General features: G+C 54.2%; 20 protein-coding genes. 9 read left to right on the top strand and 11 right to left on the bottom strand.

All coding sequences use genetic code 11. The features are described from left to right. Nucleotides 1–16: 16 nt before the first annotated feature. A complete protein-coding gene (gene tkt, locus J4650_RS09155) occupies nt 17–2,017 on the top strand; it encodes a transketolase (RefSeq protein WP_000087325.1) in 2,001 nt (666 codons plus the stop codon). Nucleotides 2,018–2,079: 62 nt separating this feature from the next. Here the strand turns inward: tkt and J4650_RS09150 are convergent, their stop codons facing one another. From J4650_RS09150 to nudK, 3 genes are all read right to left on the bottom strand, one after another. Then, complete coding sequence (locus J4650_RS09150) at nt 2,080–2,310, bottom strand: hypothetical protein (protein ID WP_000700635.1); 231 nt, start codon at nt 2,308–2,310, stop codon at nt 2,080–2,082. Between the two features lie 127 nt (nt 2,311–2,437). Next, entirely contained in the window at nt 2,438–3,481 is a 1,044-nt protein-coding gene (locus J4650_RS09145; RefSeq protein ID WP_001270669.1) for a DUF1176 domain-containing protein, read from the bottom strand. Between the two features lie 124 nt (nt 3,482–3,605). Continuing rightward, the gene (gene nudK, locus J4650_RS09140; protein WP_000084033.1) at nt 3,606–4,181 is read right to left on the bottom strand and encodes a GDP-mannose pyrophosphatase NudK; all 576 of its coding nucleotides are present in this window, start codon (nt 4,179–4,181) and stop codon (nt 3,606–3,608) included. A gap of 203 nt (nt 4,182–4,384) precedes the next feature. On the opposite strand from nudK, the gene pbp4b reads away from it, so the two are divergent. After that, nucleotides 4,385–5,683 (top strand): penicillin binding protein PBP4B, encoded by a 1,299-nt coding sequence (pbp4b, locus tag J4650_RS09135; protein WP_023993734.1) that lies wholly within the window; start codon nt 4,385–4,387, stop codon nt 5,681–5,683. A gap of 448 nt (nt 5,684–6,131) precedes the next feature. Here the strand turns inward: pbp4b and aegA are convergent, their stop codons facing one another. Then, nucleotides 6,132–8,093: a formate-dependent uric acid utilization protein AegA gene (gene aegA / locus J4650_RS09130; RefSeq protein WP_023993733.1), complete on the bottom strand. Its 1,962-nt coding sequence runs from the start codon at nt 8,091–8,093 to the stop codon at nt 6,132–6,134. A 185-nt stretch (nt 8,094–8,278) separates the two neighbouring features. On the opposite strand from aegA, the gene narQ reads away from it, so the two are divergent. Beyond that, nucleotides 8,279–9,979, top strand: a complete 1,701-nt coding sequence (gene narQ, locus J4650_RS09125; RefSeq protein ID WP_000216814.1) for a nitrate/nitrite two-component system sensor histidine kinase NarQ — start codon at nt 8,279–8,281, stop codon at nt 9,977–9,979. Nucleotides 9,980–10,163: 184 nt separating this feature from the next. Then, on the top strand, nt 10,164–13,277 hold the full coding sequence (acrD, locus tag J4650_RS09120) for a multidrug efflux RND transporter permease AcrD (RefSeq protein ID WP_001263077.1): 3,114 nt from the start codon (nt 10,164–10,166) through the stop codon (nt 13,275–13,277). Between the two features lie 101 nt (nt 13,278–13,378). Here acrD and ypfM read toward each other — a convergent pair whose 3' ends face one another. Further along, on the bottom strand, nt 13,379–13,438 hold the full coding sequence (ypfM, locus tag J4650_RS09115) for a protein YpfM (protein WP_001386977.1): 60 nt from the start codon (nt 13,436–13,438) through the stop codon (nt 13,379–13,381). Between the two features lie 412 nt (nt 13,439–13,850). Here ypfM and J4650_RS09110 point away from each other — a divergent pair, with 412 nt between their 5' ends. From J4650_RS09110 to J4650_RS09100, 3 genes are read left to right on the top strand one after another with little or no spacing between them, the layout of a single operon-like run. Then, entirely contained in the window at nt 13,851–14,207 is a 357-nt protein-coding gene (locus J4650_RS09110; protein ID WP_000631923.1) for an ArsC family reductase, read from the top strand. 3 nt (nt 14,208–14,210) lie between these two features. Further along, on the top strand, nt 14,211–15,338 hold the full coding sequence (dapE, locus tag J4650_RS09105; protein ID WP_001277825.1) for a succinyl-diaminopimelate desuccinylase: 1,128 nt from the start codon (nt 14,211–14,213) through the stop codon (nt 15,336–15,338). A 27-nt stretch (nt 15,339–15,365) separates the two neighbouring features. Further along, nucleotides 15,366–15,566, top strand: coding sequence for a YpfN family protein (locus tag J4650_RS09100; RefSeq protein WP_000383839.1), 201 nt, complete (start codon nt 15,366–15,368; stop codon nt 15,564–15,566). A gap of 26 nt (nt 15,567–15,592) precedes the next feature. On the opposite strand, the gene tmcA is transcribed toward J4650_RS09100, so the two are convergent. The 5 genes from tmcA to dapA form a co-directional block, all read right to left on the bottom strand. After that, nucleotides 15,593–17,611 (bottom strand): tRNA cytosine(34) acetyltransferase TmcA, encoded by a 2,019-nt coding sequence (gene tmcA / locus J4650_RS09095; RefSeq protein ID WP_023993732.1) that lies wholly within the window; start codon nt 17,609–17,611, stop codon nt 15,593–15,595. Between the two features lie 15 nt (nt 17,612–17,626). Continuing rightward, a complete protein-coding gene (locus J4650_RS09090) occupies nt 17,627–18,490 on the bottom strand; it encodes a neutral zinc metallopeptidase (protein ID WP_001267523.1) in 864 nt (287 codons plus the stop codon). 130 nt (nt 18,491–18,620) lie between these two features. Further along, nucleotides 18,621–19,334 carry a phosphoribosylaminoimidazolesuccinocarboxamide synthase gene (gene purC / locus J4650_RS09085; protein WP_001171630.1) on the bottom strand — a complete coding sequence of 238 codons (714 nt, stop codon included), beginning with the start codon at nt 19,332–19,334 and terminating at the stop codon, nt 18,621–18,623. 174 nt (nt 19,335–19,508) lie between these two features. After that, complete coding sequence (bamC, locus tag J4650_RS09080; protein WP_000331880.1) at nt 19,509–20,543, bottom strand: outer membrane protein assembly factor BamC; 1,035 nt, start codon at nt 20,541–20,543, stop codon at nt 19,509–19,511. A gap of 16 nt (nt 20,544–20,559) precedes the next feature. Continuing rightward, nucleotides 20,560–21,438 (bottom strand): 4-hydroxy-tetrahydrodipicolinate synthase, encoded by an 879-nt coding sequence (gene dapA / locus J4650_RS09075; RefSeq protein ID WP_000494019.1) that lies wholly within the window; start codon nt 21,436–21,438, stop codon nt 20,560–20,562. A gap of 145 nt (nt 21,439–21,583) precedes the next feature. Between dapA and J4650_RS09070 the strand changes: the two genes are divergently transcribed. Next, complete coding sequence (locus J4650_RS09070; RefSeq protein ID WP_023993731.1) at nt 21,584–22,156, top strand: glycine cleavage system transcriptional repressor; 573 nt, start codon at nt 21,584–21,586, stop codon at nt 22,154–22,156. Further along, nucleotides 22,156–22,626 carry a thioredoxin-dependent thiol peroxidase gene (bcp, locus tag J4650_RS09065; protein ID WP_001068686.1) on the top strand — a complete coding sequence of 157 codons (471 nt, stop codon included), beginning with the start codon at nt 22,156–22,158 and terminating at the stop codon, nt 22,624–22,626. The genes J4650_RS09070 and bcp overlap by 1 nt, the downstream gene beginning before the upstream one ends. A gap of 46 nt (nt 22,627–22,672) precedes the next feature. Here bcp and J4650_RS09060 read toward each other — a convergent pair whose 3' ends face one another. Continuing rightward, nucleotides 22,673–23,812 carry a glycerate kinase gene (locus tag J4650_RS09060; protein ID WP_023202076.1) on the bottom strand — a complete coding sequence of 380 codons (1,140 nt, stop codon included), beginning with the start codon at nt 23,810–23,812 and terminating at the stop codon, nt 22,673–22,675. Nucleotide 23,813: the final 1 nt, after the last annotated feature.

Raw genomic sequence — 23,813 nt, 5'->3', positions numbered from 1 at the left:
TTGCATGGAGTGATTTATGTCCCGTAAAGACCTTGCCAATGCGATTCGTGCGCTGAGCATGGATGCCGTTCAAAAAGCCAATTCCGGGCACCCCGGCGCGCCGATGGGGATGGCGGATATCGCTGAAGTGCTATGGAACGATTTTCTTAAACATAACCCCACCGATCCGACCTGGTATGACCGTGATCGTTTTATCCTTTCCAACGGTCACGCCTCCATGCTGCTCTATAGTCTGCTGCATTTAACCGGTTATGACCTGCCGCTGGAGGAGTTAAAAAACTTCCGTCAACTGCACTCTAAAACGCCAGGTCACCCGGAGATTGGCTATACGCCCGGCGTTGAAACCACCACCGGACCGCTGGGCCAGGGGCTGGCGAATGCCGTCGGGCTGGCGATTGCCGAGCGTACGTTAGGCGCACAGTTCAACCGGCCGGACCATGAGATTGTCGACCACTACACCTATGTCTTTATGGGCGACGGCTGTCTGATGGAGGGGATCTCGCATGAGGTGTGTTCGCTGGCTGGTACGCTGGGACTGGGCAAACTGATCGGCTTTTACGATCACAACGGCATCTCCATTGATGGCGAAACCGAAGGCTGGTTTACCGACGATACCGCCAAACGTTTTGAAGCCTACCACTGGCATGTCGTGCATGACATTGACGGGCACGATCCGGAAGCGGTGAAAAAAGCCATTCTCGAAGCCCAGAGCGTAAAAGATAAACCTTCGCTAATTATCTGTCGGACGGTGATAGGTTTTGGCTCGCCGAATAAAGCCGGGAAGGAGGAGTCGCACGGCGCGGCGCTGGGCGAAGAAGAGGTGGCGCTGACCCGCCAGAAGCTGGGATGGCACCATCCGGCGTTTGAGATCCCAAAAGAGATTTACCGCGCGTGGGATGGCCGTGAAAAAGGCGAGAAAGCGCAGCAGCAGTGGCAGGAAAAGTTTGCTGCTTATGAGAAGGCTTATCCTGAGCTGGCCGCAGAGTTTACCCGCCGGATGAGCGGCGGACTGCCGGAGGCATGGGAATCCGCCACGCAAAAATTTATTAACGACTTGCAGGCTAATCCGGCCAAAATCGCCACCCGTAAAGCATCGCAAAATACGCTCAATGCCTATGGTCCCCTGTTGCCGGAACTGTTGGGCGGATCGGCGGATCTGGCGCCGAGCAACCTGACTATCTGGAAAGGTTCGACCTCGTTGAAAGAGGATCCGGCAGGTAATTACATCCACTATGGCGTGCGCGAATTCGGCATGACCGCCATTGCCAACGGCATCGCCCACCACGGCGGCTTTGTACCGTATACCGCCACGTTTCTGATGTTTGTCGAATATGCGCGTAACGCGGCACGTATGGCGGCCTTAATGAAAGCCCGGCAGATTATGGTCTATACCCACGACTCCATCGGTTTGGGCGAAGATGGCCCGACGCACCAGGCCGTGGAACAACTGGCGAGCCTGCGCTTAACGCCAAACTTCAGCACCTGGCGTCCCTGCGATCAGGTTGAGGCGGCGGTCGGCTGGAAGCTGGCCATTGAACGTCACCACGGGCCGACGGCGTTGATTCTCTCGCGGCAGAATCTGGCGCAGGTGGAACGCACGCCGGAACAGGTGAAAGCGATTGCCCGCGGCGGTTATATTCTGAAAGATAGCGGCGGCAAGCCGGATATCATTCTGATCGCTACCGGATCGGAAATGGAAATTACCCTACAGGCGGCGGAAAAATTGACTGGCGAGGGGCATAACGTTCGCGTGGTGTCGTTGCCTTCAACGGATATTTTCGATGCGCAGGACGAGGCATATCGCGAATCAGTGCTACCGGCGCACGTGACCGCCCGCGTCGCGGTGGAAGCCGGTATAGCCGACTACTGGTATAAATATGTTGGCCTAAAAGGCGCAATTATCGGCATGACGGGATACGGTGAATCCGCCCCGGCTGACAAACTGTTCCCGTATTTTGGCTTTACCGTGGAAAATATTGTAGAAAAAGCCCGCCGGGTGCTAAACATCAAAGGCTAAGGCGAGCGTTAGCAACACAGACTTTGCGCAGTCTGCAGACCTGTTCTGTAGGCTGTGCAAAATTACTTCGTAGACTCAGGCGCATCTGACTGCCCGATGACGACCTCATCAATGGATTTATGGCACATCAGGCAAAAGGCCTTTTTTTTATGCGCCTGCAATGTTGAATCCCACGCCGCTGATCCGCCTTCTTTATTCACTTTTTCTCTTATCGCCGCCAGCCGATCTATTTCATAATAAGCGCTCAGGCAGCCACAATGGGGGCATAATACGGGGCCATTATTTATTTTCATACTATTTCCTGCTGTGGTGAGGCTATCGGGTAAAGTAACAATCCTACCGTAACGTAGCAATCTCTATACCATAAATGAAACCTCAATAGGTGTATCCCTATTCTGAAAAGGGGATAACAACCAGGATTCAACGCGTGATCCACAGCGTAGGCCAGGCATCCGGCCCGTGCCAGCTATCGCAGCTCGGTTCTTCGGCATAACGTACCAGACGAAAACGATCGCCATCATAGCGCCAGCGCGTCTGGATACCACAGTCGGTTAACCCCCGCCCTTTCGCCAACGTCACCAGCTCGCGCGTTTTCTCGTCAAAGAAGGCGTTCATCAACTCCATGTCATTACTTTCGACGCCGCGATTAAACGGCAGCCGCAAACGTACGGCGCGCGAGGCGAGCGTTTTTTTGCGTGAAACTACCCAGGCGAGATCAATAGTGTTATAGGCGCCGGCTTCGCAGTTAACAATCAATAACGCTTTATCATCCGTCAACGCGCTGACCTGCGTCTCGCGACGCAGCGGGTCAAGCGAACAACGAATGCCGTTTACCCGCCATGCTGCGTAGTCCAGCAGATCGTCGCGTTCTTCCTCACTCAGCGGTACGGGCGTTGGATTAATCACGGCGATCCCCTTCAATGCCGGTGCCGGGGGCACGCTGAGCGGCGGTTCGTTTCCTTTTTCAATCCAGGCGGTTTCGCTGCCCACACGTTTTTGTTGCGCGTCGATAAACAGTAATGCCGCTTTTAATCCCGCCAGCGAAAGCGTCTGAACGCCGTTTTTTAAGGTGATAGCCTGTGCATCCTGAATCGTCTGTAAAAATGCGGTGATGGTGGCAGGATCGCCGGTCATGAGATGCCAGGGCGACACGCGCCAGTGTGGACTGTTGAACGAAAGCGGTTTGCCATCCAGCAATAAGCGAGGCGCAATTGCGGCTTCTTTAGCGTCGGGCGGCGCCAAACCGCCGCGATCGATACGCAGTACCGCATCGGTACGCGCCCCGGCGCTGCGGCTTAATGTCATCACCAGCCCATGATGTTCGCCAGTATTGCGCGCTACGCAAAAATTTTGGTTATTGCAGGTGACCTGCCAGTCGGAAAAAGTCCGTTGCGCTGGCGCAGCCCACAGTAGCTGGACCGGCAACAGGCCAAACAGACAAAAAAGAATAACGCGGTAGCGCATGAACGGAACAACCCCAGATTCAGAACAACACAGCTAAGGCGGTATCTTCCTTGCGCGCCTCAGGGTTCTCAATCAGATTTATCGGATTGGTCTTTTTTGTGTAAAGAAATATATTTCTTTTTTTTCAGTCCATTAGATGAGACGTCTGTAAATAGTTAAGCAATAACACGGTCTTACCGTCCCGAATCTCACCTGAGCGCACCATTTCCAGCGCCCGGGAAAACGGCAGTTCAAGCACCTCAATCTCTTCGTCCTCCACGCCGCCGCCGATGCTGGCACGCTCGCTATCATGATATTCGGCAATGAAGAAATGAATCAGCTCCGTGACGCCGCCTGGCGACATATACAGCTCAAATATCTTGCGTACCTCACCAACGTCATACCCTGTCTCTTCAATGGCCTCTTTACGGATACAGACCTCCGGCTCGTCGTTATCAAGCAGGCCAGCGCAGGTTTCAATTAACATACCGTCTTGATTACCGTTGACCCATGTCGCCACGCGAAACTGGCGAACCAGAAGCACGGTTTTTTTAGTTGAGTTGTAAAGCAGAATGGTTGCGCCATTCCCGCGATCGTAAACCTCACGCTTGTGACGGATAACCTCGCCATTACGACGGGTCAGGTCATAGGTAATGTTGCGCAGAGTAAAATAATTATCAGAAAGAATTTTATCCTTAATAAGCGTAATGGTTTGCGACATGCTGGCTCCAGGGTGTAAAAAGAGCATTAATATTACGCCGTGAGGTCGGTTTTGTCTGCTGAAGGGTTAATCCTTAATGCCGACTGAACGGACGTACAGCCATATTTTTCTGTCACTGCCATGACCATATTCTGCTTCTCCGGGCCGCAGAGTCCATGCTCGCGATATGATTTGACGGCCGGAGTGAGACTGAGGGAATCATCATGAAATTTACTCTCGTTGCGACGGTTCTACTGACGTTTTCCCTTTCAGCTTTTGCCGTTGAGTATCCGGTATTGACCACCGCGAGCCCTGAACAGGTGGGGTTTGATAGCCAAAAACTTCACCGACTTGATGGCTGGATTCAAAATCAAATTGATGCCGGATATCCCAGCATCAATCTTCTGGTGATAAAAGATAATCATATTGTTCTACAAAAAGCCTGGGGCTATGCCAAAAAATATGACGGTTCCACGCTGTTAGCCCATCCCATTCGGGCGACCACTAACACGATGTATGATCTGGCTTCAAACACAAAAATGTATGCCACTAACTTCGCATTGCAAAAACTAGTGTATGAAGGAAAAATAGATGTCAATGATTTGGTATCAAAATATATCCCCGGCTTTAAGGATATGCCTGGGGATAAAATAAAAGGCAAAGATAAACTCCGCATTATTGATATTCTTCATCACGTCGCGGGCTTTCCTGCCGACCCACAATATCCCAATAAAAACGTCGCCGGTAAATTATTTTCACAGAGTAAAAGCACTACTCTGGAGATGATTAAAAAGACACCGCTGGAATATCAACCTGGGTCGAAGCATATCTACAGCGACGTGGATTATATGATTCTTGGTTTTATCATTGAATCGATAACGGCAATGCCATTAGATCGCTACGTCGAAACCACCATTTATAAACCGCTCGGATTAAAACATACCGTCTTTAACCCGCTGATGAAAGGCTTCACGCCGCCGCAAATCGCCGCAACGGAACTACACGGCAATACGCGTGACGGCGTGATTCATTTCCCCAATATTCGCACCAATACACTATGGGGCCAGGTACATGATGAAAAAGCCTGGTACTCAATGGGCGGCGTTTCAGGACACGCCGGACTGTTTTCTGATACCCATGATATGGCTGTGTTAATGCAAGTCATGCTCAATGGGGGCGGCTACGGTAACGTGAAGCTATTCGACGACAAAACAGTTGCGCAGTTTACTCGCCGCTCGCCAGAAGACGCTACCTTTGGTCTGGGGTGGCGCGTTAACGGCAACGCCTCAATGACCCCCACGTTCGGGGTATTAGCCAGTCCGCAAACGTATGGACATACCGGATGGACCGGCACGCTGACGTCTATCGATCCGGTTAATCATATGGCGATTGTGATTTTAGGTAACAGGCCGCACTCGCCGGTAGCAAATCCTAAAGTGAATCCGAATGTTTTTGTCAGTGGATTATTACCTGCGGCGACGTATGGCTGGATTGTTGACCAGATATATGGTTCCTTAAAATAAAAATTAAGAGCCTATCTCTGTAGGCGTTATTGGCGCAGCCAGTTTGGACACGGACAGCGCGCAAAAACCGGAGCGTACACGTAGTACGTGAGGTTTGACTCGCTACGCTCGCCCTTCGGGCCGCCGCAAGCGGCGTTCAAAACGCTAACGCGTTTTGGGGAGCACTGCCAAGGACCAAAATGGCAAGTAAAATAGCCCTAATGGGATAGGCTCTAAGAAGGGATTCTGATAGCGTCCCTTCCTTCAATTTACACTCTATTTTCAATACTAAGATTGGCCTCATCAGGCCTGTTAAACGTCGACCCGACGGAAAAATGTTTATCGCAGGGCGTCCAGCCCTGCGAGCGTCAACATTTCTGCAAACGGAGTAAGGTTAGCCAATAAGTTTAAGATTTTTTATCACTCAATCATTTAACCGTTCCAGGCCTTAACCGGCCTACAAATACGCTTATTTAGCTAACCAGTCGAGTATCCCCTGCGCGGCATGTCGGCCTTCTGCCATCGCCGTCACCACCAGATCGGCGCCGCGCACCGCATCGCCGCCAGCGAAAATTTTCGGGTTGGACGTCTGGTAACGAAACTCGCTCTCGACGCTGGCGGCAATACGTCCCCAGTTATCCACCTTCACGCCATGCGATTCCAGCCACGACATACCATGCGGATGAAAACCAAACGCCATAATGACCGCATCCGCCGGCATCACGAACTCGCTGTCCGGTACAGGTACCGGGCGGCGTCGCCCCTGACCATCCGGTTCGCCAAGCCGCGTACGCAAAAAGCGAATACCGCTGGCGCGCCCGTGCGTATCCAGCACCAACTCAACTGGCTGAACGTTAAATTCAAAGTTCGCGCCCTCTTCCCGCGCGTTTTTCACCTCTTTTTTCGACCCCGGCATATTGGCCTCATCGCGGCGATAAGCGCAGGTGACGTTGGCAGCGCCATGACGCAGCGCCGTACGTACGCAGTCCATTGCGGTGTCACCGCCGCCCAGCACAACCACGTTAAGACCCGCAGTATCAATAAACGGCTCGTCAGGCAACGCCGGAAGCCCCATCACCTGTTTGGTATTGGCGATGAGGAATGGCAACGCATCATATACCCCCGGCGCGTCTTCATTCGGTAAATCAGCCTTCATGGAACGGTAGGTCCCTACCCCGACAAAGACGGCGTCATAACTTTCCAGCAGCGTCTCCAGAGAAATATCTTTCCCTACTTCGCAGTTAAGCTCGAAACGAATCCCCATCGCGCTGAAGATTTCCCGACGGCGCGCCAGCAGAGATTTATCCAGTTTGAAAGCCGGAATACCAAAGGTGAGCAAACCGCCGATTTCCGGATGGCGATCGTAGACGGTGGCGCTTACGCCATGGCGCGCCAGCACGTCAGCGCAGGCAAGACCTGCCGGCCCGGCGCCGATAATCGCCACGCGCTTATCGCTCTTCTGTACGTCCGACAGGTCGGGACGCCAGCCTTTGCTCAGAGCGCGATCGGAGATATAGCGCTCAATGTTGCCGATGGTAACCGCGCCATACTCATCGCGGAGTGTACACGCGCCTTCGCATAGCCGGTCCTGCGGACAAACGCGCCCGGTAATTTCCGGCAGGCAGTTGGTCTGGTGAGAAAGCTCTACCGCCGCATCAATATCGCCAGCTTTCACCAGTTCGATCCACTGGGGAATATGGTTATGCAGCGGACAGGTCCATTCGCAGATACTGTGTTCCCCGCATGTGAGGCAGCGGGACGCTTCACGCTCCGCCTGCGCGGCGCGAAACGGCAGATAAATTTCCTCAAAGGTGGTTTTACGCGCTTCAATCGCCAGTTTATCCGGTTCGCCGCGCGGCGGCGTCGCCTGCATACGCTCGACTTTGCTGCTTGCTGTCCCACTGTGTTGTGTATCCACGGTATGCCAGGGGCGAATCTCCTGCCGGGCGGTACGCAGCCGTCGCGTTTTAGCCAGACGGGTCAACGAGTCTTCGGTGACCAGTTGCAGCGCATCCGCCGGGCAATTGTCCACACAGGCCGGACCCTGTTCACGTCCCTGACACAGATCGCATTTATGCGCGCTGGCTTTGAACTGGTTTGGCGCGACGGGCGTCAATACCATCTGCATGGTGCCGAATGGGCAGGCGACGACGCAGGATTTACAGCCGATGCACTTCTGCGCATTGACCTGCACGCTGTCGTTAATATGCGCGATCGCGCCGTTCGGACAGCTACGGGCGCAGGGCGCATCTTCGCAATGGTGACATGTAACCGCGCTGCGCTGGCGCTGATGTTTGATGACAGTAATTCGGGGCTGATAGCGCTGTGACGTCAGGACATGTCGCTCATCATTGTGAGCCATTACGCAGGCGACCTCGCAGGCATGGCAGCCCAGACACTGCTGGCTATTGGCCATAATAAAACGATTCATGGCGTCCTTCTGTTTTGGTTGCAAAAACCTTATTCTTTATATGAGCATTGTTATTAACTGACGAAGGCGGGGTCGGCAATGTTCATCTGCCCAGGAAGCACAACTATCTGTCCAGAACCTGTGGCAGATCAATTTATTTCAAAGCAAATGAAATTGCGGTTCAGCTAAATGCGGGGAGTACCAGTGTGACGGTTAAACGCCCGGTCTCGGCCAGTCTGGCTAAGGCTTTTTTCTATATTGTGCTGTTGTCTATTCTGTCCACCGGCAGCGCATTACTGACGCTGACCAGCAGTTTACGGGATGCCGAAGCGATCAATATCGCCGGTTCGCTACGAATGCAGAGCTATCGGCTGGGTTACGATCTGCAAAGCCGTAGCCCGCAGATTAATGCGCATCGTCAACTTTTCCAGCACGCGCTCAACTCGCCGGTACTGCAAAATCTCAACGCCTGGTATGTGCCGCAGGCGGTGAAAACTCGCTACGCGCGCCTGCACGCCAACTGGCTGGAGATGAATAGCCGCCTACAGGACGGCGACATTGCCTGGTATCAGACCAATATCAACAATTACGTCGATCAAATTGATCTCTTCGTTCTGGCATTACAGCATTACGCCGAGCGTAAAGTCATGCTGGTCGTCGCCATATCGCTGGCGGGCGGTATCGGCATATTTACGCTGGTCTTTTTTACCCTACGGCGTATTCGCCAGCAGGTCGTTCGCCCGCTGAATCAACTGGTCACCGCCAGTCAGCGAATTGAACATGGTCAGTTCGCCCCGCTGCCGCTGGATACCAGCTTACCCAATGAGCTGGGATTGTTGGCGAAAACGTTTAGTCAGATGTCGAGCGAGCTGCATAAACTTTATCGTTCGCTGGAAGCCTCGGTGGAAGAAAAAACGCACGATCTGCACGAAGCGCACCGCCGCCTGGAGGTGTTATACCAGTGCTCTCAGGCGCTGAATACCAGCCAAATCGACGTCCACTGTTTTCGCCATATTTTGCAAATTGTCCGTGAACATGACGCCGCCTGGTATCTGGAGTTAACCGTGGGCGATAACTGGCGGATTAGCGAAGGCACGCAAAGCCCCGACCTGCCGATGCAAATGCTGCCAGTGACGATGCAGGACACGGTCTATGGCGAACTCCACTGGCAAAGCCCCAACGTTAATGCCTCTACGCCGCTGCTGAACAGCGTCTCCACGATGCTGGGGCGTGGTTTGTACTTTAATCAGGCGCAAAAACACTTCCAGCAACTTTTGTTAATGGAAGAGCGCGCGACGATTGCCCGTGAGCTACACGATTCGCTGGCGCAGGTACTTTCTTATTTACGTATTCAGTTAACGCTTTTGAAGCGCGCCATTCCAGAAGATAACGCCGGCGCGCAAAGCATCATGGCGGATTTTTCCAGAGCGCTGAACGACGCCTACCGTCAGCTTCGCGAGCTACTCACCACGTTCCGTCTGACGTTACAGCAGGCCGATTTACCCTCCGCATTGCATGAAATGCTGGAAGATTTACAGAGTCAGACCCCGGCCAAACTCACGTTGGATTGCCGTTTACCCACGCTGGCGCTGGATGCGCAAATGCAGGTGCATTTGTTGCAAATTGTGCGTGAAGCGGTCCTGAACGCCATTAAACACGCCAACGCGAGCGAAATCGCCGTGAGCTGCGTCACCGCGCCTGACGGCGATCATACCGTTTATATTCGCGATAATGGCATTGGTATCGGCGAACCGCATGAGCCTGCCGGACACTATGGTCTGAATATAATGCGTGAGCGCGCGGAGCGCCTTGGCGGCACGCTGAATTTTTCGCAACCCTCCGGCGGCGGCACGCTGGTCAGTATCAGTTTTCGCTCCTCCAACAAGGAAGAGAGTCAGTTAACGTAAAGAACGGCAAATCGCCGGAAAGCCAGATGTCAGGCTTTCCGGCGTTGGCACAAAAAGTATGCTGTAAAAGCGCATGATAATTTACATTATCTCCTTTATTTCTCCACGTTTGGCTCGTAGCTTGCCGCTACAGTGAAGCAGTTCAAATCTATAACGATATGTAGAAACACGAGGTTCCCCTTTAATGGCGAATTTTTTTATCGATCGCCCCATTTTTGCCTGGGTGCTGGCTATCCTGTTGTGTCTGACAGGGGCGTTAGCCATTTTTTCTTTACCTGTTGAACAATATCCCGATCTGGCACCGCCCAACGTACGTATTACCGCGAATTATCCGGGAGCGTCGGCGCAAACGCTGGAAAATACCGTAACCCAGGTTATTGAGCAGAATATGACGGGCCTCGATAATCTGATGTACATGTCATCACAAAGCAGCGGAACCGGACAGGCGACCATCACCCTGAGCTTTATTGCGGGAACCGATCCTGATGAGGCGGTTCAGCAGGTGCAAAACCAGTTACAGTCCGCGATGCGTAAACTGCCGCAGGCGGTACAGGATCAAGGCGTCACGGTACGCAAAACGGGCGATACCAATATTTTGACCATCGCTTTCGTCTCTACCGACGGTTCTATGGACAAGCAGGATATCGCCGACTACGTCGCCAGTAATATTCAGGACCCGCTCAGCCGCGTCAACGGCGTGGGCGATATTGACGCTTATGGTTCACAGTACTCTATGCGTATCTGGCTCGATCCGGCCAAATTGAATAGTTTTCAGATGACCACGAAAGACGTGACCGATGCGATTGAGTCGCAGAATGCGCAAATCGCCGTCGGGCAGCTTGGCGGTACGCCTTCGGTCGACAAGCAGGCGCTGAACGCCACCATTAATGCGCAGTCACTGCTGCAAACGCCGCAACAATTTCGCGATATCACCCTGCGCGTTAATCAGGACGGTTCCGAGGTCAAACTGGGCGATGTCGCCACCGTGGAGCTGGGGGCGGAAAAATATGACTACCTCAGCCGTTTTAACGGCAATCCGGCTTCCGGTCTTGGCGTTAAGCTGGCCTCCGGCGCGAACGAAATGGCGACCGCGAAGCTGGTACTGGATCGCCTCAACGAGCTGGCGCAGTACTTCCCTCACGGCCTGGAATACAAGATCGCGTATGAAACCACCTCCTTTGTCAAAGCCTCGATTATCGATGTGGTCAAAACGTTGCTGGAAGCTATCGCGCTGGTTTTCCTGGTGATGTATCTGTTCCTGCAAAACTTTCGCGCCACGCTAATTCCGACGATCGCCGTGCCGGTAGTATTAATGGGCACCTTCTCCGTGCTTTACGCGTTTGGCTACAGTATTAACACATTAACCATGTTCGCGATGGTGCTGGCGATCGGGCTCCTGGTCGACGATGCCATCGTGGTGGTGGAAAACGTCGAACGTATCATGAGCGAAGAAGGGCTCACGCCGCGTGAAGCGACGCGCAAATCCATGGGACAAATCCAGGGGGCGCTGGTCGGTATCGCGATGGTGCTGTCTGCGGTATTCGTGCCGATGGCGTTCTTTGGCGGTACCACCGGGGCGATTTATCGTCAGTTTTCTATTACCATTGTCTCGGCAATGGTGCTGTCGGTGCTGGTCGCCATGATCCTGACGCCAGCGTTGTGCGCAACGTTATTAAAACCGCTGCACAAAGGCGAGCAGCACGGGCAACGCGGATTTTTCGGCTGGTTTAACCGTACCTTCAATCGTAATGCCGAACGTTATGAGAAAGGCGTAGCGAAAATTTTGCATCGCAGCCTGCGCTGGATTCTGATTTATGTTCTGTTGCTTGGCGGCATGGTGTTCCTGTTTTTGCGCCTTCCCACCTCCTTTCTGCCGCAGGAAGATCGGGGCATGTTCACTACGTCTATCCAGCTACCGAGCGGTTCTACGCAACAGCAGACCCTGAAAGTCGTTGAAAAGGTTGAAAACTATTACTTCACCCATGAGAAAGACAACATTATGTCGGTCTTCTCGACGGTAGGTTCCGGCCCTGGCGGGAATGGGCAAAACGTCGCGCGCATGTTTGTTCGCTTGAAAGACTGGGACGCGCGCGATCCCACCACCGGCTCCTCGTTCGCCATTATTGAGCGGGCGACAAAAGCATTTAACCAGATTAAAGAAGCTCGCGTCTTCGCCAGCAGCCCGCCGGCAATTAGCGGTCTGGGCAGCTCCGCCGGTTTTGATATGGAATTACAGGATCACGCCGGAGCAGGCCATGACGCGCTGATGGCCGCACGAGATCAACTCATTGAGCTGGCCGGGAAAAACAGTTCCTTGACCCGCGTGCGCCACAACGGCCTGGACGACAGCCCGCAACTGCAAATTGATATTGACCAACGAAAAGCGCAGGCGCTGGGCGTATCGATTGACGATATCAACGACACCCTGCAAACAGCCTGGGGATCGAGCTACGTCAACGACTTTATGGACCGGGGCCGCGTGAAGAAGGTCTATGTTCAGGCCGCAGCGAAATATCGTATGTTGCCGGATGATATTAATCTTTGGTATGTCCGTAACAAAGATGGCGGCATGGTCCCCTTCTCCGCCTTCGCCACCTCGCGCTGGGAAACCGGATCGCCGCGTCTGGAACGCTATAACGGCTATTCGGCGGTAGAAATTGTCGGAGAGGCCGCGCCGGGGGTCAGTACCGGGACGGCGATGGATGTCATGGAGTCGTTGGTGCATCAGCTACCGGGCGGTTTTGGCCTGGAATGGACAGCCATGTCTTACCAGGAACGGCTCTCCGGCGCGCAGGCGCCCGCGCTGTACGCTATTTCGCTATTAGTCGTCTTCCTGTGTCTGGCGGCATTGTATGAAAGCTGGTCGGTGCCCTTCTCGGTGATGCTGGTTGTGCCGCTCGGGGTCATCGGCGCGTTACTCGCCACCTGGATGCGCGGGCTGGAAAACGATGTTTACTTCCAGGTGGGGCTGTTGACCGTTATCGGCCTCTCGGCGAAAAACGCGATTCTGATTGTGGAATTCGCCAACGAAATGAATCAGAAGGGACACGCGCTGTTAGACGCCACGCTGTACGCCAGCCGCCAGCGCCTGCGACCGATACTGATGACTTCGCTGGCGTTTATCTTTGGCGTATTGCCGATGGCCACCAGCACCGGGGCAGGCTCGGGTAGCCAACATGCTGTCGGAACCGGCGTGATGGGGGGAATGATCTCAGCAACCGTTCTGGCTATCTTCTTTGTACCCCTGTTTTTCGTGCTGATACGTCGCCGCTTCCCGCTGAAGCCGCGCCCGGAATAAGATCCCGGCCAGCCTGATACGAGGTGCCGGGCACAAAAAAGGCGACTTTCGTTGAGTCGCCTTTTCTTATCCCCTATGGGAGCGCGGTGCCTTCCAGGCATTTATTTACGAAGCATGACTTCGATAAAATCTTTCCAGTTCCCCAGTTCACGTTCAATCATAATAGCCTCTCTTATTATTATGGGTATTCTACGTAGTTAGCGGTATAGAGAGAAGTTCATTTAACCGATTGTTGCGATATCCTCTGGTTATGCTGTCTATGATATTACTATGGCGCTGTAGCCATAAATTTTATGTGACTTACTGCAATATTTAGCAACATTAATACCTTTTCTACTACTTTATCAAATTGGGTTAAAAAACAAACAATTGCATATGCACAAAATAGGATTTATACCGCGAAGTATAAACAAGCCACATCTGGAACGTTTTGGAATCATTATTCACATTCACTCAACAATGTTATATTGATTGCCGATCAGCGCTGGATAAATAACCATAAACGGCCACACTTATTATCCCGCAGACGATACTATTGATTATTTATTCGAATTTCGCGTTAAAGGATTCAATATGATTACCCTCTATGGCATTAAGAATTGCGACACGATCAAAAAAGCGCGCCGTTGGCTGGAGGAGCATGGCATTGATTATCGTTTTCACGATTACCGTGTGGATGGCATAGACCTCCCTCTTCTTAATACCTTTATTGCCGAACTCGGCTGGCAGCCTTTACTGAATACGCGCGGCACAACATGGCGCAAACTGGATGAAGGCGACCGCAGCGGGATTACCGATGCCGACTCCGCCGCTGCTCTCATGGTTGAACAGCCGGCAATCATCAAACGCCCATTGCTCTGCGCGCCCGGGAAGCCTATGCTGCTTGGTTTCAGTGAATCCCGTTATCAGCAGTTTTTTGATGAGGTGTAGTCTATGTCGTGCCCGGTTATTGAGCTGACACAGCAACTTATTCGTCGCCCCTCCCTGAGTCCGGATGACGCAGGCTGTCAGGCATTAATGATTGAACGCCTTCGTAAAATCGGTTTTACCATTGAGCATATGGATTTTGGCGACACGCAAAATTTTTGGGCATGGCGTGGGCGTGGCGAAACGCTGGCGTTCGCCGGGCATACTGACGTCGTACCGGCTGGCGATGTCGATCGCTGGATCAATCCGCCGTTTGAGCCTACGATTCGCGACGGAATGTTGTTCGGTCGCGGCGCGGCGGATATGAAAGGTTCACTGGCGGCCATGGTGGTGGCTGCTGAACGTTTTGTTGCGCAGCATCCTCATCACCGGGGCCGCCTCGCGTTTTTGATTACCTCTGATGAGGAAGCCAGCGCAAAAAATGGCACCGTAAAGGTGGTTGAAGCGCTGATGGCCCGTAACGAGCGGCTGGATTACTGTCTGGTCGGCGAACCTTCCAGTACTGAAATTGTGGGCGATGTCGTCAAAAACGGGCGTCGCGGTTCCCTCACCTGTAACCTCACTATTCATGGCGTTCAGGGGCACGTCGCCTATCCGCATCTGGCGGATAACCCTGTTCATCGCGCCGCGCCTTTTCTTAATGAACTGGTCGCTATCGAGTGGGATCGGGGCAATGACTTTTTCCCGGCCACCAGTATGCAGGTAGCCAATATCCAGGCAGGCACCGGCAGCAATAATGTCATTCCCGGCGAACTGTTCGTGCAGTTTAACTTCCGTTTCAGCACGGAACTGACCGATGAGATGATCAAAGAGCGGGTACATGCGCTGCTTGAGAAGCATCAGCTACGCTATACCGTAGACTGGTGGCTTTCCGGCCAGCCGTTCCTGACCGCACGCGGCAAGCTGGTGGACGCGGTAGTAAACGCCATTGAGCACTATAATGAAATTAAACCGCAATTACTGACGACGGGCGGTACGTCCGACGGACGTTTTATCGCCCGTATGGGAGCGCAGGTGGTAGAACTGGGGCCGGTGAACGCCACCATTCATAAAATTAATGAATGTGTGAATGCCGCCGATCTCCAGCTACTGGCCCGTATGTATCAACGCATTATGGAACAGCTCGTCGCCTGATGAGCGTTCCGGTAAGAGGAAATAAGCATGGACTGGCTGGCAAAATATTGGTGGATTCTGGTATTGGTGTTTCTGGTAGGCGTACTGCTGAATGTGATCAAAGATCTCAAACGCATCGACCATAAGAAATTCCTTGCCAATAAACCTGAGCTGCCCCCGCATCGCGATTTTAACGATAAGTGGGACGATGAAGACGACTGGCCGAAGAAAGATCAGCCGAAAAAGTAACCGGATATCATGCCGGACAGGTATCGCTATCCGGCATGCTCCCCACCGCCGGGCATTACGTCGCGTAAACGCTGCGTTCGTCCGGCATCCAACGCAATCAGCGCCTGCGCCGCCTGCGCACGTTGCAACGCCAGCAGAGCTTTACGGCCTGAAATGCGTAGCCGGGCGCACAGTTCGGCATCGCTGGCTTTTTCCTCCAGCCGCCCTCTCAGCGCCGGTAATGGCAATGCGCTGTATTGCAGTAAACGATGCAGGCAACCTAACGATGTCAGTAGCGGACGGTGCGCGAACGCAAAACCGACCAGCTCACGCCAGTCTTCATCATTAAGCGCCTGTTCATCTAACGCCGCCAGCGGTATCGCCTCGCCGTTCCACTGCGTCAGGATATCCGCATCGCGGCGCAAACGTCGGTGTTCCTGCTGCGCCAGCCGTTTTCCCGCGTCGCTCAGCGGCAATAACGCCATCGCCGTATAGCAACCGCTGCTCGCCTCCCGATGGTTGCCCATCCGTACCAGTACAAAGCCGCAGCGTTGCCAGAAACGCCACAGCTCCGGCGTATAGCCAAAGCTGACGGAAAGATAATCACACTGCGCCGCCTGTACGCACGCGCAGGCAATCAACTGCTGACCGATGCCTTCGCGCTGGCGGGCGGGGTGCACCGCGATACGGCTTACGCGACGCCCAACCAGCGTCGCGGCTAAAGGGTCGCTACCGTGCGCCGCCAGCGACTGCGCCACCAGATTTCCACGCGGACGCCGGAAACCGCACCATACAGCCTGACTGAGTTCTGCGGATAACCCACCCTCTTCGACCAGCCAGAGGGCGCCCGCCACACGGTTATTCGCCGTAGCCTGCAAGAAATGCTGTCCTGGCGCATCCATCATTCGGCGCAGATCCAGCGGCGAAGTACGATAGTGCGCCCCCGACAGTAACTGATACACAGCCCTCGGCAACGCGGGCGTCTCCCCCCAGGCCTGCTGGTAAAACGCCGAGATTGCTATCGCGCCATGTGGCGCCTGCGCAAACGCATCATCGTCGAATATCAGCGCCTCGCTGACGATATTTTCCAGCGGGCATTCTGGCGCCCAGCGGACAGGCTGACGAAGCGTGAAGCGGTGAAGCTGCGGAAAACGGGCGCAAAACTTAAGTAAAAAACCGCGTCCGGTGCCTTCGTAGCCCTGAACGGTGGTGGTGAGTAGTATGCGGGGAAAGCGCGAAACCAGTTGCAGCAGCAGCGGCGCGGGGATTGCCGCCGCCTCGTCAACCACCAGCCAGTCGGCTCTTGCCCCGCTCGCCAGCAACGCATCCGGCGCCATAAAGCAGAACCGCTCACCGGCAAACGCTGCCAGGATATCCGTTGCCGTTTTCGCCGGTGCGGTCACGATAGCCGTGCCCGCCATCCGGGAGATGAATTGCCCGGCCAGCGCCGATTTGCCGCGCCCACGGGGGGCAATCACCGTCGCCACGCCGGGCGGCATTTCACGTAAACGCGATAAGATAGCCGCCTGCTCCGGCTGCGGCTCGCCGGTGGCGGGTCGCCAGCGTCCACGGAAAGGATAAGATGGCCAGCAAAACGGCTGGCGCTGTCGCCAAAGCAGCGTTTGCGGATCGCGGGAAAGAGTCCGTTTAAGATGCTGTGCAAACTGCGGTGTAGGGATAGGCTGCGCGCAGTCGCTCCAGCGCAGTGAATCGGTATCAGGCCTGCTTTCCCACGTCTCGTACGGCGGCATCAGCAGAAGCAGCCAGCTTCCGGCCTGCAAGGTCCCGCTCAGAGCGGCAAACGCTGCGGCGTCAAAGCCCTGCCAGGCATCAAATATCGCATGACGGAATTCACGGCCCAGCAGCGTTTGTAACGCCTGTGGCGTACAGCACGGCTGGGCGGGCGCGTCAGGCGCGACCCACAGCCAGTCACCGGGCAGCGCAGCGCGTATCGCCTCGGCCCGCTCCCGGCACCACGCCGCGTCGCCGCTGATGACCAGTAAACGGCGAATACCTTCCTGTGTCATTTGCGACGTTAACGCCTGTAGCGCATCGATATCAGACATCCCTGCCCCGGTTTATCAAAAGTTTTTGCCAAATGTATTACATTGCGCCGGGTCGCCGCTGTCAAATCCACGCTTAAACCAGCTGTAGCGCTGTTCTGAGGTGCCGTGGGTAAAACTATCCGGCACGACGCGCCCCTGCCCCTGTTGCTGTAAGCGATCGTCGCCGATAGCCTGTGCGGCATTGAGCGCCTCTTCCAGATCGCCCGCCTCCAGTACGCCTTGCTGCTGCATACTGTGTCCCCACACGCCGGCAAAGCAATCCGCCTGTAGCTCCATGCGCACCGAAAGGCGATTCACCTCCGTTTGCGACGCGTTTTGCTGCAACTGGCGTACTTTCGGCTCAATACCTAACAGTTTTTGTACGTGGTGGCCGACTTCGTGGGCGATGACATAACCCTGAGCAAAATCACCGTCCGCGCCCAGCTTATTTTTCATATCATCGTAAAATGAGAGATCGATATAAACGGTGCCATCCGCCGGGCAGTAAAACGGCCCCATTACGGACTGACCCGCACCACAGCCGGTACGCGTCATACCACGGTACATCACCAGTTTTGGCTGCTGATAGCCGCGCCCCATTTTTTGAAAGAGTTGCCCCCAGGTATCTTCGGTCGTCGCCAGGATCACCGAGGTAAATTTTGCCGCTTCATCATCATTGGGGCTTATCGAACGCGTCGACTGCTGCTGCGAAACCGGCTGACCGGTCAACAGACCGGTTAAATCCACCCCATAGTACCCTGCGACCAACACCACCACCAACAGAATGATGCCGCCTTTTCCGCGCGGAAGACGAAAGCCAGGGCCACCCAGCGAGGGGCCGCCTGGCCGATTACGTCTGTCCTCTACATTGTTACTTTCACGACGCCCTTGCCAGCGCATAATCACCTCATTCTCTCTTTGTTATACAGATGATCGTAGGCGGTCAGGCGCAGGATTACCACAGGTAAACGCTATCAGAATGAGGAAAGGATGATACCGGAGAGCAGTTGCCCCCCGGTCAGAAGCGGAATTAATCTAATTTCACGCCCAGGCGATGCGCGACGGCTTCATAGGCTTCAATCAGACCGCCCAGACTCTGGCGGAAGCGGTCTTTGTCCATTTTGTCCAGCGTCTCTTTATCCCACAGGCGGCTGCCGTCCGGCGAAAACTCATCGCCCAGCACCACTTCGCCTTTATACAGGCCAAACTCCAGTTTGAAATCCACCAGGATAAGACCCGCGTCATCAAACAGTTTTTTCAGTACGTCGTTGGCTTTGTAGGTTAGCTCTTTCATACGCGCCAGATTTTCCTGACTTACCCAACCGAACGTTTCACAGTAGGAACTATTCACCATCGGGTCGTGCAGCGCGTCGTTTTTCAGGAACAGATCGAAGATCGGCGGGTTAAGCTCCATGCCTTCTTCCACGCCCAGACGCTTGACCAGCGACCCTGCCGCACGGTTGCGCACCACACATTCAACCGGCACCATCTCCAGCTTCTTCACCAGACACTCGGTATCAGACAGCAAACGTTCCATCTGGGTCGGGATGCCCGCCTCGGCCAGTTTGGTCATAATGAAATGGTTGAATTTGTTATTTACCATGCCTTTGCGATCAAACTGTTCAATGCGCGCGCCATCCCCTGCTGACGTATCATTGCGGAATTCGAGCACCAACAGGTCCGGGTTTTCCGTGCTGTATACGGTTTTCGCTTTACCACGATACAACTCAGCTTGCTTTTGCATCTTTAACACTCCTGGGTGTGAATTAACGATAAGTATTCATTTCCTGCTACGCCTGCCGGAGACGTCGGCCTGTAATTGTGGTGCGAAATAGCGGTTAAATCGCGTTTTTGTACCGACGCACACGTTTGCGTATCTTATCAGAAAAAAGGGCCGGATTACTCCAGCCCTGTTAAATTACTTGTTGAACGCTGCCTGGAAGACGGCAACCAGCGCGTCGTTCTGGCTTTGCGTCAGAGTATGCCCCTTAGGATCGATAAACTGCAAGCTGCTGCGGTTATCTAAATCGCCGACCTGCAATTTATAGTCTCCGGATGCCAGGCCCGGGTCGCTAGCGCCCAGATCCCGCCAGTCGCTGTCAGACAACGGTTTGTACGTTACCGCCATGCTGCCCTGAGAGCGAGTGCTGTCGGTGACTTTCATGCCCACTTTTTCCAGCGCGGCCGGGAGGCGCTGCCACACGAGGTTGAACGGACCGCGAACGACCAGCATAGGTAAACCGGTATCATCAGCGGCGCTCTGCACATCCATCGTTGCGGCGGAACGGTTCTGCGCGGCATTTGCCGCATCCGTAGCGGTCTTATCCAGACCGGCGGAAATGACGTTCATCATTTCCGTGCTATAGCGCTGCAGCGACGCCGCGTCAGCGACCGGCTTGCCAGCCTGTTCCAGATTAACCAGTTTTACCGTTACCGCCTGCTGATAGCCCTGCGGCTTCACCGAGATTTGATAACGTCCACGATACTGTTCGTCTTCATCCAGGCGGTTCCAGCTCACCCAATCGGTCGTCAGGGTCTGGCTGGCATCGTCACGTTTTTCAATCGGATAATTTTTCGCCTGAATCACGCTGACGACTTGCGGCCACAGCGTGCTGCTACGACCATTTTCCACCAATAGCGTAGCGGTATCGCCAGAGAACTGGGTACGCGCGCCGCTCACTAACGCTAACGGCTGCGCTGGCGGACGGATATCCAACGCCTTACCAACCGCGCCGCTCCCCTTCGTGACCGGAATAACGTAGTCGCCGGTCGTTATCGGCAGGATCATTCCTGCCGGGGCGTGAAGTTCAGCAAGCGGCGCGGCATCCAGATAGGATTCATCGCCGCTTACCTGGCGCTTGTAGCGCGAATCGGAACTACAGGCAGCGAGCAGCAAAACAAGCGAAACACCCGCAACCTTCGCCAGGCGCGACTTTTGTACTGAGTAAGCCATCAAATCTCCCTAAACTTTACAGCAGGCCAGCATGCTGAAGCGCTGCTTTGACGATGTCACGACCATGGTCCGTGATAGGCGTCATTGGCAGGCGCAGCGTGTCGGTCGCCACAAGACCCAATGCCTTACATGCCCATTTCACCGGGATAGGATTGGGTTCGACAAATAGTTTGTTGTGTAACGGCATCAGACGCTGGTTGATAGCGCGCGCCTCGGCAAATTGCCCTTCCGCCGCCAGTTTGCACATGTCAGCCATATCGCGCGCCGCTACGTTAGCCGTAACGGAAATCACGCCATGACCACCCAGTTGCATAAAGTCCAGCGCAGACGCGTCATCGCCGCTAAGCAGAATAAAATCGTCTGAAACCAGCTCTTTGATCTGGTGAACGCGGGTTAAGTTCCCTGTCGCCTCTTTGATAGCGATAATATTTTTTATTTCCGCCAGACGACCCACGGTTTCCGGCAACATGTCGCAACCGGTACGGGACGGCACATTATACAGAATTTGCGGCAAGTCAGTGTGTTCCGCGATGGCTTTGAAATGCTGGAACAAACCTTCCTGCGTGGGGCGATTGTAGTACGGCGTTACCGTCAGGCAGCCAACAATGCCGCTATCGTTAAAACGCTGCGTCAGGCTAATCGCTTCCGCGGTCGCGTTTGCGCCCGTGCCGGCGATAACCGGAATACGTCCGTCAGCCAGTTCCAGCGTCATCATCACGACATCGCCATGTTCATCATGGCTTAGCGTGGCAGACTCGCCGGTAGTGCCAACCGAAACAATCGCCGAGGTACCGTTGGCGACATGATAATCAATGAGTTTTTTCAGGCAAGACCTACTGACGTTACCTTTCTCATCCATCGGCGTAACAAGCGCGACAATACTTCCCGTGAACATGGGCCATCCTCTGTGCAAACAAGTCTCTCAATGGTACGTTTGGTATGGCAATAAAAGCAAGCGACCAAAGCCGTTCTGATTGTTGTATGCAGGTTTTTTTTATGGTTTCCTTAAGATTACCTCACCGCTCAAAGGAATAACTGGTTTGACACCGTCATCACAACACTATTTGGTTATCACTGCGCTGGGCGCCGACAGGCCCGGTATTGTGAATACCATTACTCGCCATGTCAGCAGTTGCGGCTGTAATATCGAAGACAGCCGACTGGCGATGCTGGGCGATGAATTCACGTTTATTATGCTGTTGTCCGGCACGTGGAACGCGATTACCTTGATTGAATCGACATTGCCGTTAAAAGGCGCGGAGCTGGATCTGCTGATTGTGATGAAACGGACGTCCGACCGCCCCCGCCCGGCAATGCCCGCGACGGTATGGGTTCAGGTTGAGGTCGCCGACTCCCCGCATTTAATTGAGCGATTCACCGCGCTGTTTAATAGTCATGAAATGAATATTGCGGAGCTGGTCTCCCGCACACAGCCGGCTGAAGGTGATAAAGCTGCGCAATTATTTATTCAAATCACCGCACATAGCCCGGCGTCGCAAAATTCCGCAAATATTGAGCAAGCCTTTAAAGCACTATGTACAGAACTCAATGCGCAAGGCAGTATAAACGTCGTCAATTACTCACAATATGATGAACAGGATGGAGTTAAGTAATGAATCCACTGAAAGCCGGTGATATCGCACCGAAATTTAGCTTGCCGGATCAAGACGGGGAACAAGTAAATTTGACCGACTTCCAGGGACAGCGCGTTCTGGTTTATTTCTACCCAAAAGCCATGACACCCGGCTGTACCGTGCAGGCCTGCGGCTTACGCGATAACATGGACGAGCTTAAAAAAGCAGGCGTGGACGTGCTGGGCATCAGCACCGATAAACCTGAAAAACTCTCCCGTTTCGCTGAAAAAGAGCTGCTGAACTTTACCCTTTTGTCCGATGAAAACCATCAGGTGTGTGAACAGTTCGGCGTCTGGGGCGAAAAGTCGTTTATGGGCAAAACGTATGACGGCATTCACCGCATCAGCTTTTTGATTGACGCTGATGGTAAGATTGAGCACGTCTTTAATGATTTTAAAACCAGCAATCACCATGATGTGGTGCTGAACTGGCTGAAAGAAAACGCGTAAAAGCCTCAGGCCGCGCTGATGTGCGGCCTGGAAAGGGAATGCGCCGTCAGACTTGCCGCGCCAGACGCCATATCGCCGCCACATTGCGCGCCGACAGGCTCAGGTTATATTCCGCCTCGTGTAAGGCTTCCGGCAGCGTAACGATATGCGACAAAATCGACAGCGCCGCATCGATACCCTGCTGATACACAACGTGATGATCGTGTTGCAGCCCACCGGCGAGCGCGATAACCGGTTTATGATACCGCTTCGCCACTCTGGCGACGCCAATCGGCGTCTTGCCGCAAATACTTTGGCTGTCCAGCCGACCTTCTCCGGTAATCACCAGATCGGCATCTTTAACCGCCTGCTCAAGCTGTAGCGTTTCCACGACAATCTCTACGCCGGCGCGTAATTCCGCATTGAGCAACCCTAAAAGCGCGGCGCCCATTCCACCTGCCGCGCCCGCGCCGGGAGCATTAATCACCTCACGTCCCGTAGCCTGATAAATATGCCGGCCCCAGTTTTCCAGCGCCGCGTCCAGGGTGTTCACCATTTCCGCTGTCGCCCCTTTTTGTGGGCCAAAAATGGCCGATGCGCCCTGGGGACCACACAGCGGATTGTTGACATCGCACGCCACGGTTATCGATACCTTACGCAGCAATGGGTGACAACCGGACAGATCGATAGAGGCCAGCGCCGCCAGCGCCTCGCCGCCCGGAGAAAGCGAGCGCCCCTGTTTATCGCGCAATATAACGCCAAGCGCCTGCATCATCCCCGCGCCGCCGTCATTCGTCGCGCTGCCGCCAATTCCCAGAATAATACGCTTTACGCCACGCTCCAGCGCCGCGACGATTAACTCGCCGGTGCCGTAGCTGGTGGTATTAAGCGGGTTGCGCAATTCAGGCGAAACGTGATGCAGCCCGGATGCCGCCGCCATTTCAATCACGGCGGTATCGCTATCGCCCAGCATTCCCCAGCGCGCGGCCACCGGTTGCCCAAGCGGGCCTTGTACCCACTGGTCGACATAACGCCCGCCGCTGGCCTCCACCATTGATTGTACGGTTCCTTCCCCGCCATCCGCCATGGGCACTTTAACGTAGTCGGCGTCAGGATAAATTTCGCGGAACCCCTTTTCTATCGCCTCAGCGACCGCCATTGCGGACAAACTTTCTTTAAATGAATCAGGAGCAATAACAATTTTCATA

Source organism: Salmonella sp. 32120201201600049SM (assembly GCF_017572835.1).
Taxonomy (GTDB): Bacteria; Pseudomonadota; Gammaproteobacteria; order Enterobacterales; family Enterobacteriaceae; genus Salmonella; species Salmonella enterica.
This window is presented reverse-complemented; position numbering and strand designations above follow the sequence as displayed.

What these genes read in the sequence shown, in the direction of transcription:
- tkt (WP_000087325.1), top strand. Translation starts at nt 17, where the DNA reads ATGTCCCGTAAAGACCTTGCCAATGCGATTCGTGCGCTGAGCATGGAT.
- J4650_RS09150 (WP_000700635.1), bottom strand. Translation starts at nt 2,310, where the DNA reads ATGAAAATAAATAATGGCCCCGTATTATGCCCCCATTGTGGCTGCCTG.
- J4650_RS09145 (WP_001270669.1), bottom strand. Translation starts at nt 3,481, where the DNA reads ATGCGCTACCGCGTTATTCTTTTTTGTCTGTTTGGCCTGTTGCCGGTC.
- nudK (WP_000084033.1), bottom strand. Translation starts at nt 4,181, where the DNA reads ATGTCGCAAACCATTACGCTTATTAAGGATAAAATTCTTTCTGATAAT.
- pbp4b (WP_023993734.1), top strand. Translation starts at nt 4,385, where the DNA reads ATGAAATTTACTCTCGTTGCGACGGTTCTACTGACGTTTTCCCTTTCA.
- aegA (WP_023993733.1), bottom strand. Translation starts at nt 8,093, where the DNA reads ATGAATCGTTTTATTATGGCCAATAGCCAGCAGTGTCTGGGCTGCCAT.
- acrD (WP_001263077.1), top strand. Translation starts at nt 10,164, where the DNA reads ATGGCGAATTTTTTTATCGATCGCCCCATTTTTGCCTGGGTGCTGGCT.
- J4650_RS09110 (WP_000631923.1), top strand. Translation starts at nt 13,851, where the DNA reads ATGATTACCCTCTATGGCATTAAGAATTGCGACACGATCAAAAAAGCG.
- dapE (WP_001277825.1), top strand. Translation starts at nt 14,211, where the DNA reads ATGTCGTGCCCGGTTATTGAGCTGACACAGCAACTTATTCGTCGCCCC.
- J4650_RS09100 (WP_000383839.1), top strand. Translation starts at nt 15,366, where the DNA reads ATGGACTGGCTGGCAAAATATTGGTGGATTCTGGTATTGGTGTTTCTG.
- tmcA (WP_023993732.1), bottom strand. Translation starts at nt 17,611, where the DNA reads ATGTCTGATATCGATGCGCTACAGGCGTTAACGTCGCAAATGACACAG.
- J4650_RS09090 (WP_001267523.1), bottom strand. Translation starts at nt 18,490, where the DNA reads ATGCGCTGGCAAGGGCGTCGTGAAAGTAACAATGTAGAGGACAGACGT.
- purC (WP_001171630.1), bottom strand. Translation starts at nt 19,334, where the DNA reads ATGCAAAAGCAAGCTGAGTTGTATCGTGGTAAAGCGAAAACCGTATAC.
- bamC (WP_000331880.1), bottom strand. Translation starts at nt 20,543, where the DNA reads ATGGCTTACTCAGTACAAAAGTCGCGCCTGGCGAAGGTTGCGGGTGTT.
- dapA (WP_000494019.1), bottom strand. Translation starts at nt 21,438, where the DNA reads ATGTTCACGGGAAGTATTGTCGCGCTTGTTACGCCGATGGATGAGAAA.
- bcp (WP_001068686.1), top strand. Translation starts at nt 22,156, where the DNA reads ATGAATCCACTGAAAGCCGGTGATATCGCACCGAAATTTAGCTTGCCG.
- J4650_RS09060 (WP_023202076.1), bottom strand. Translation starts at nt 23,812, where the DNA reads ATGAAAATTGTTATTGCTCCTGATTCATTTAAAGAAAGTTTGTCCGCA.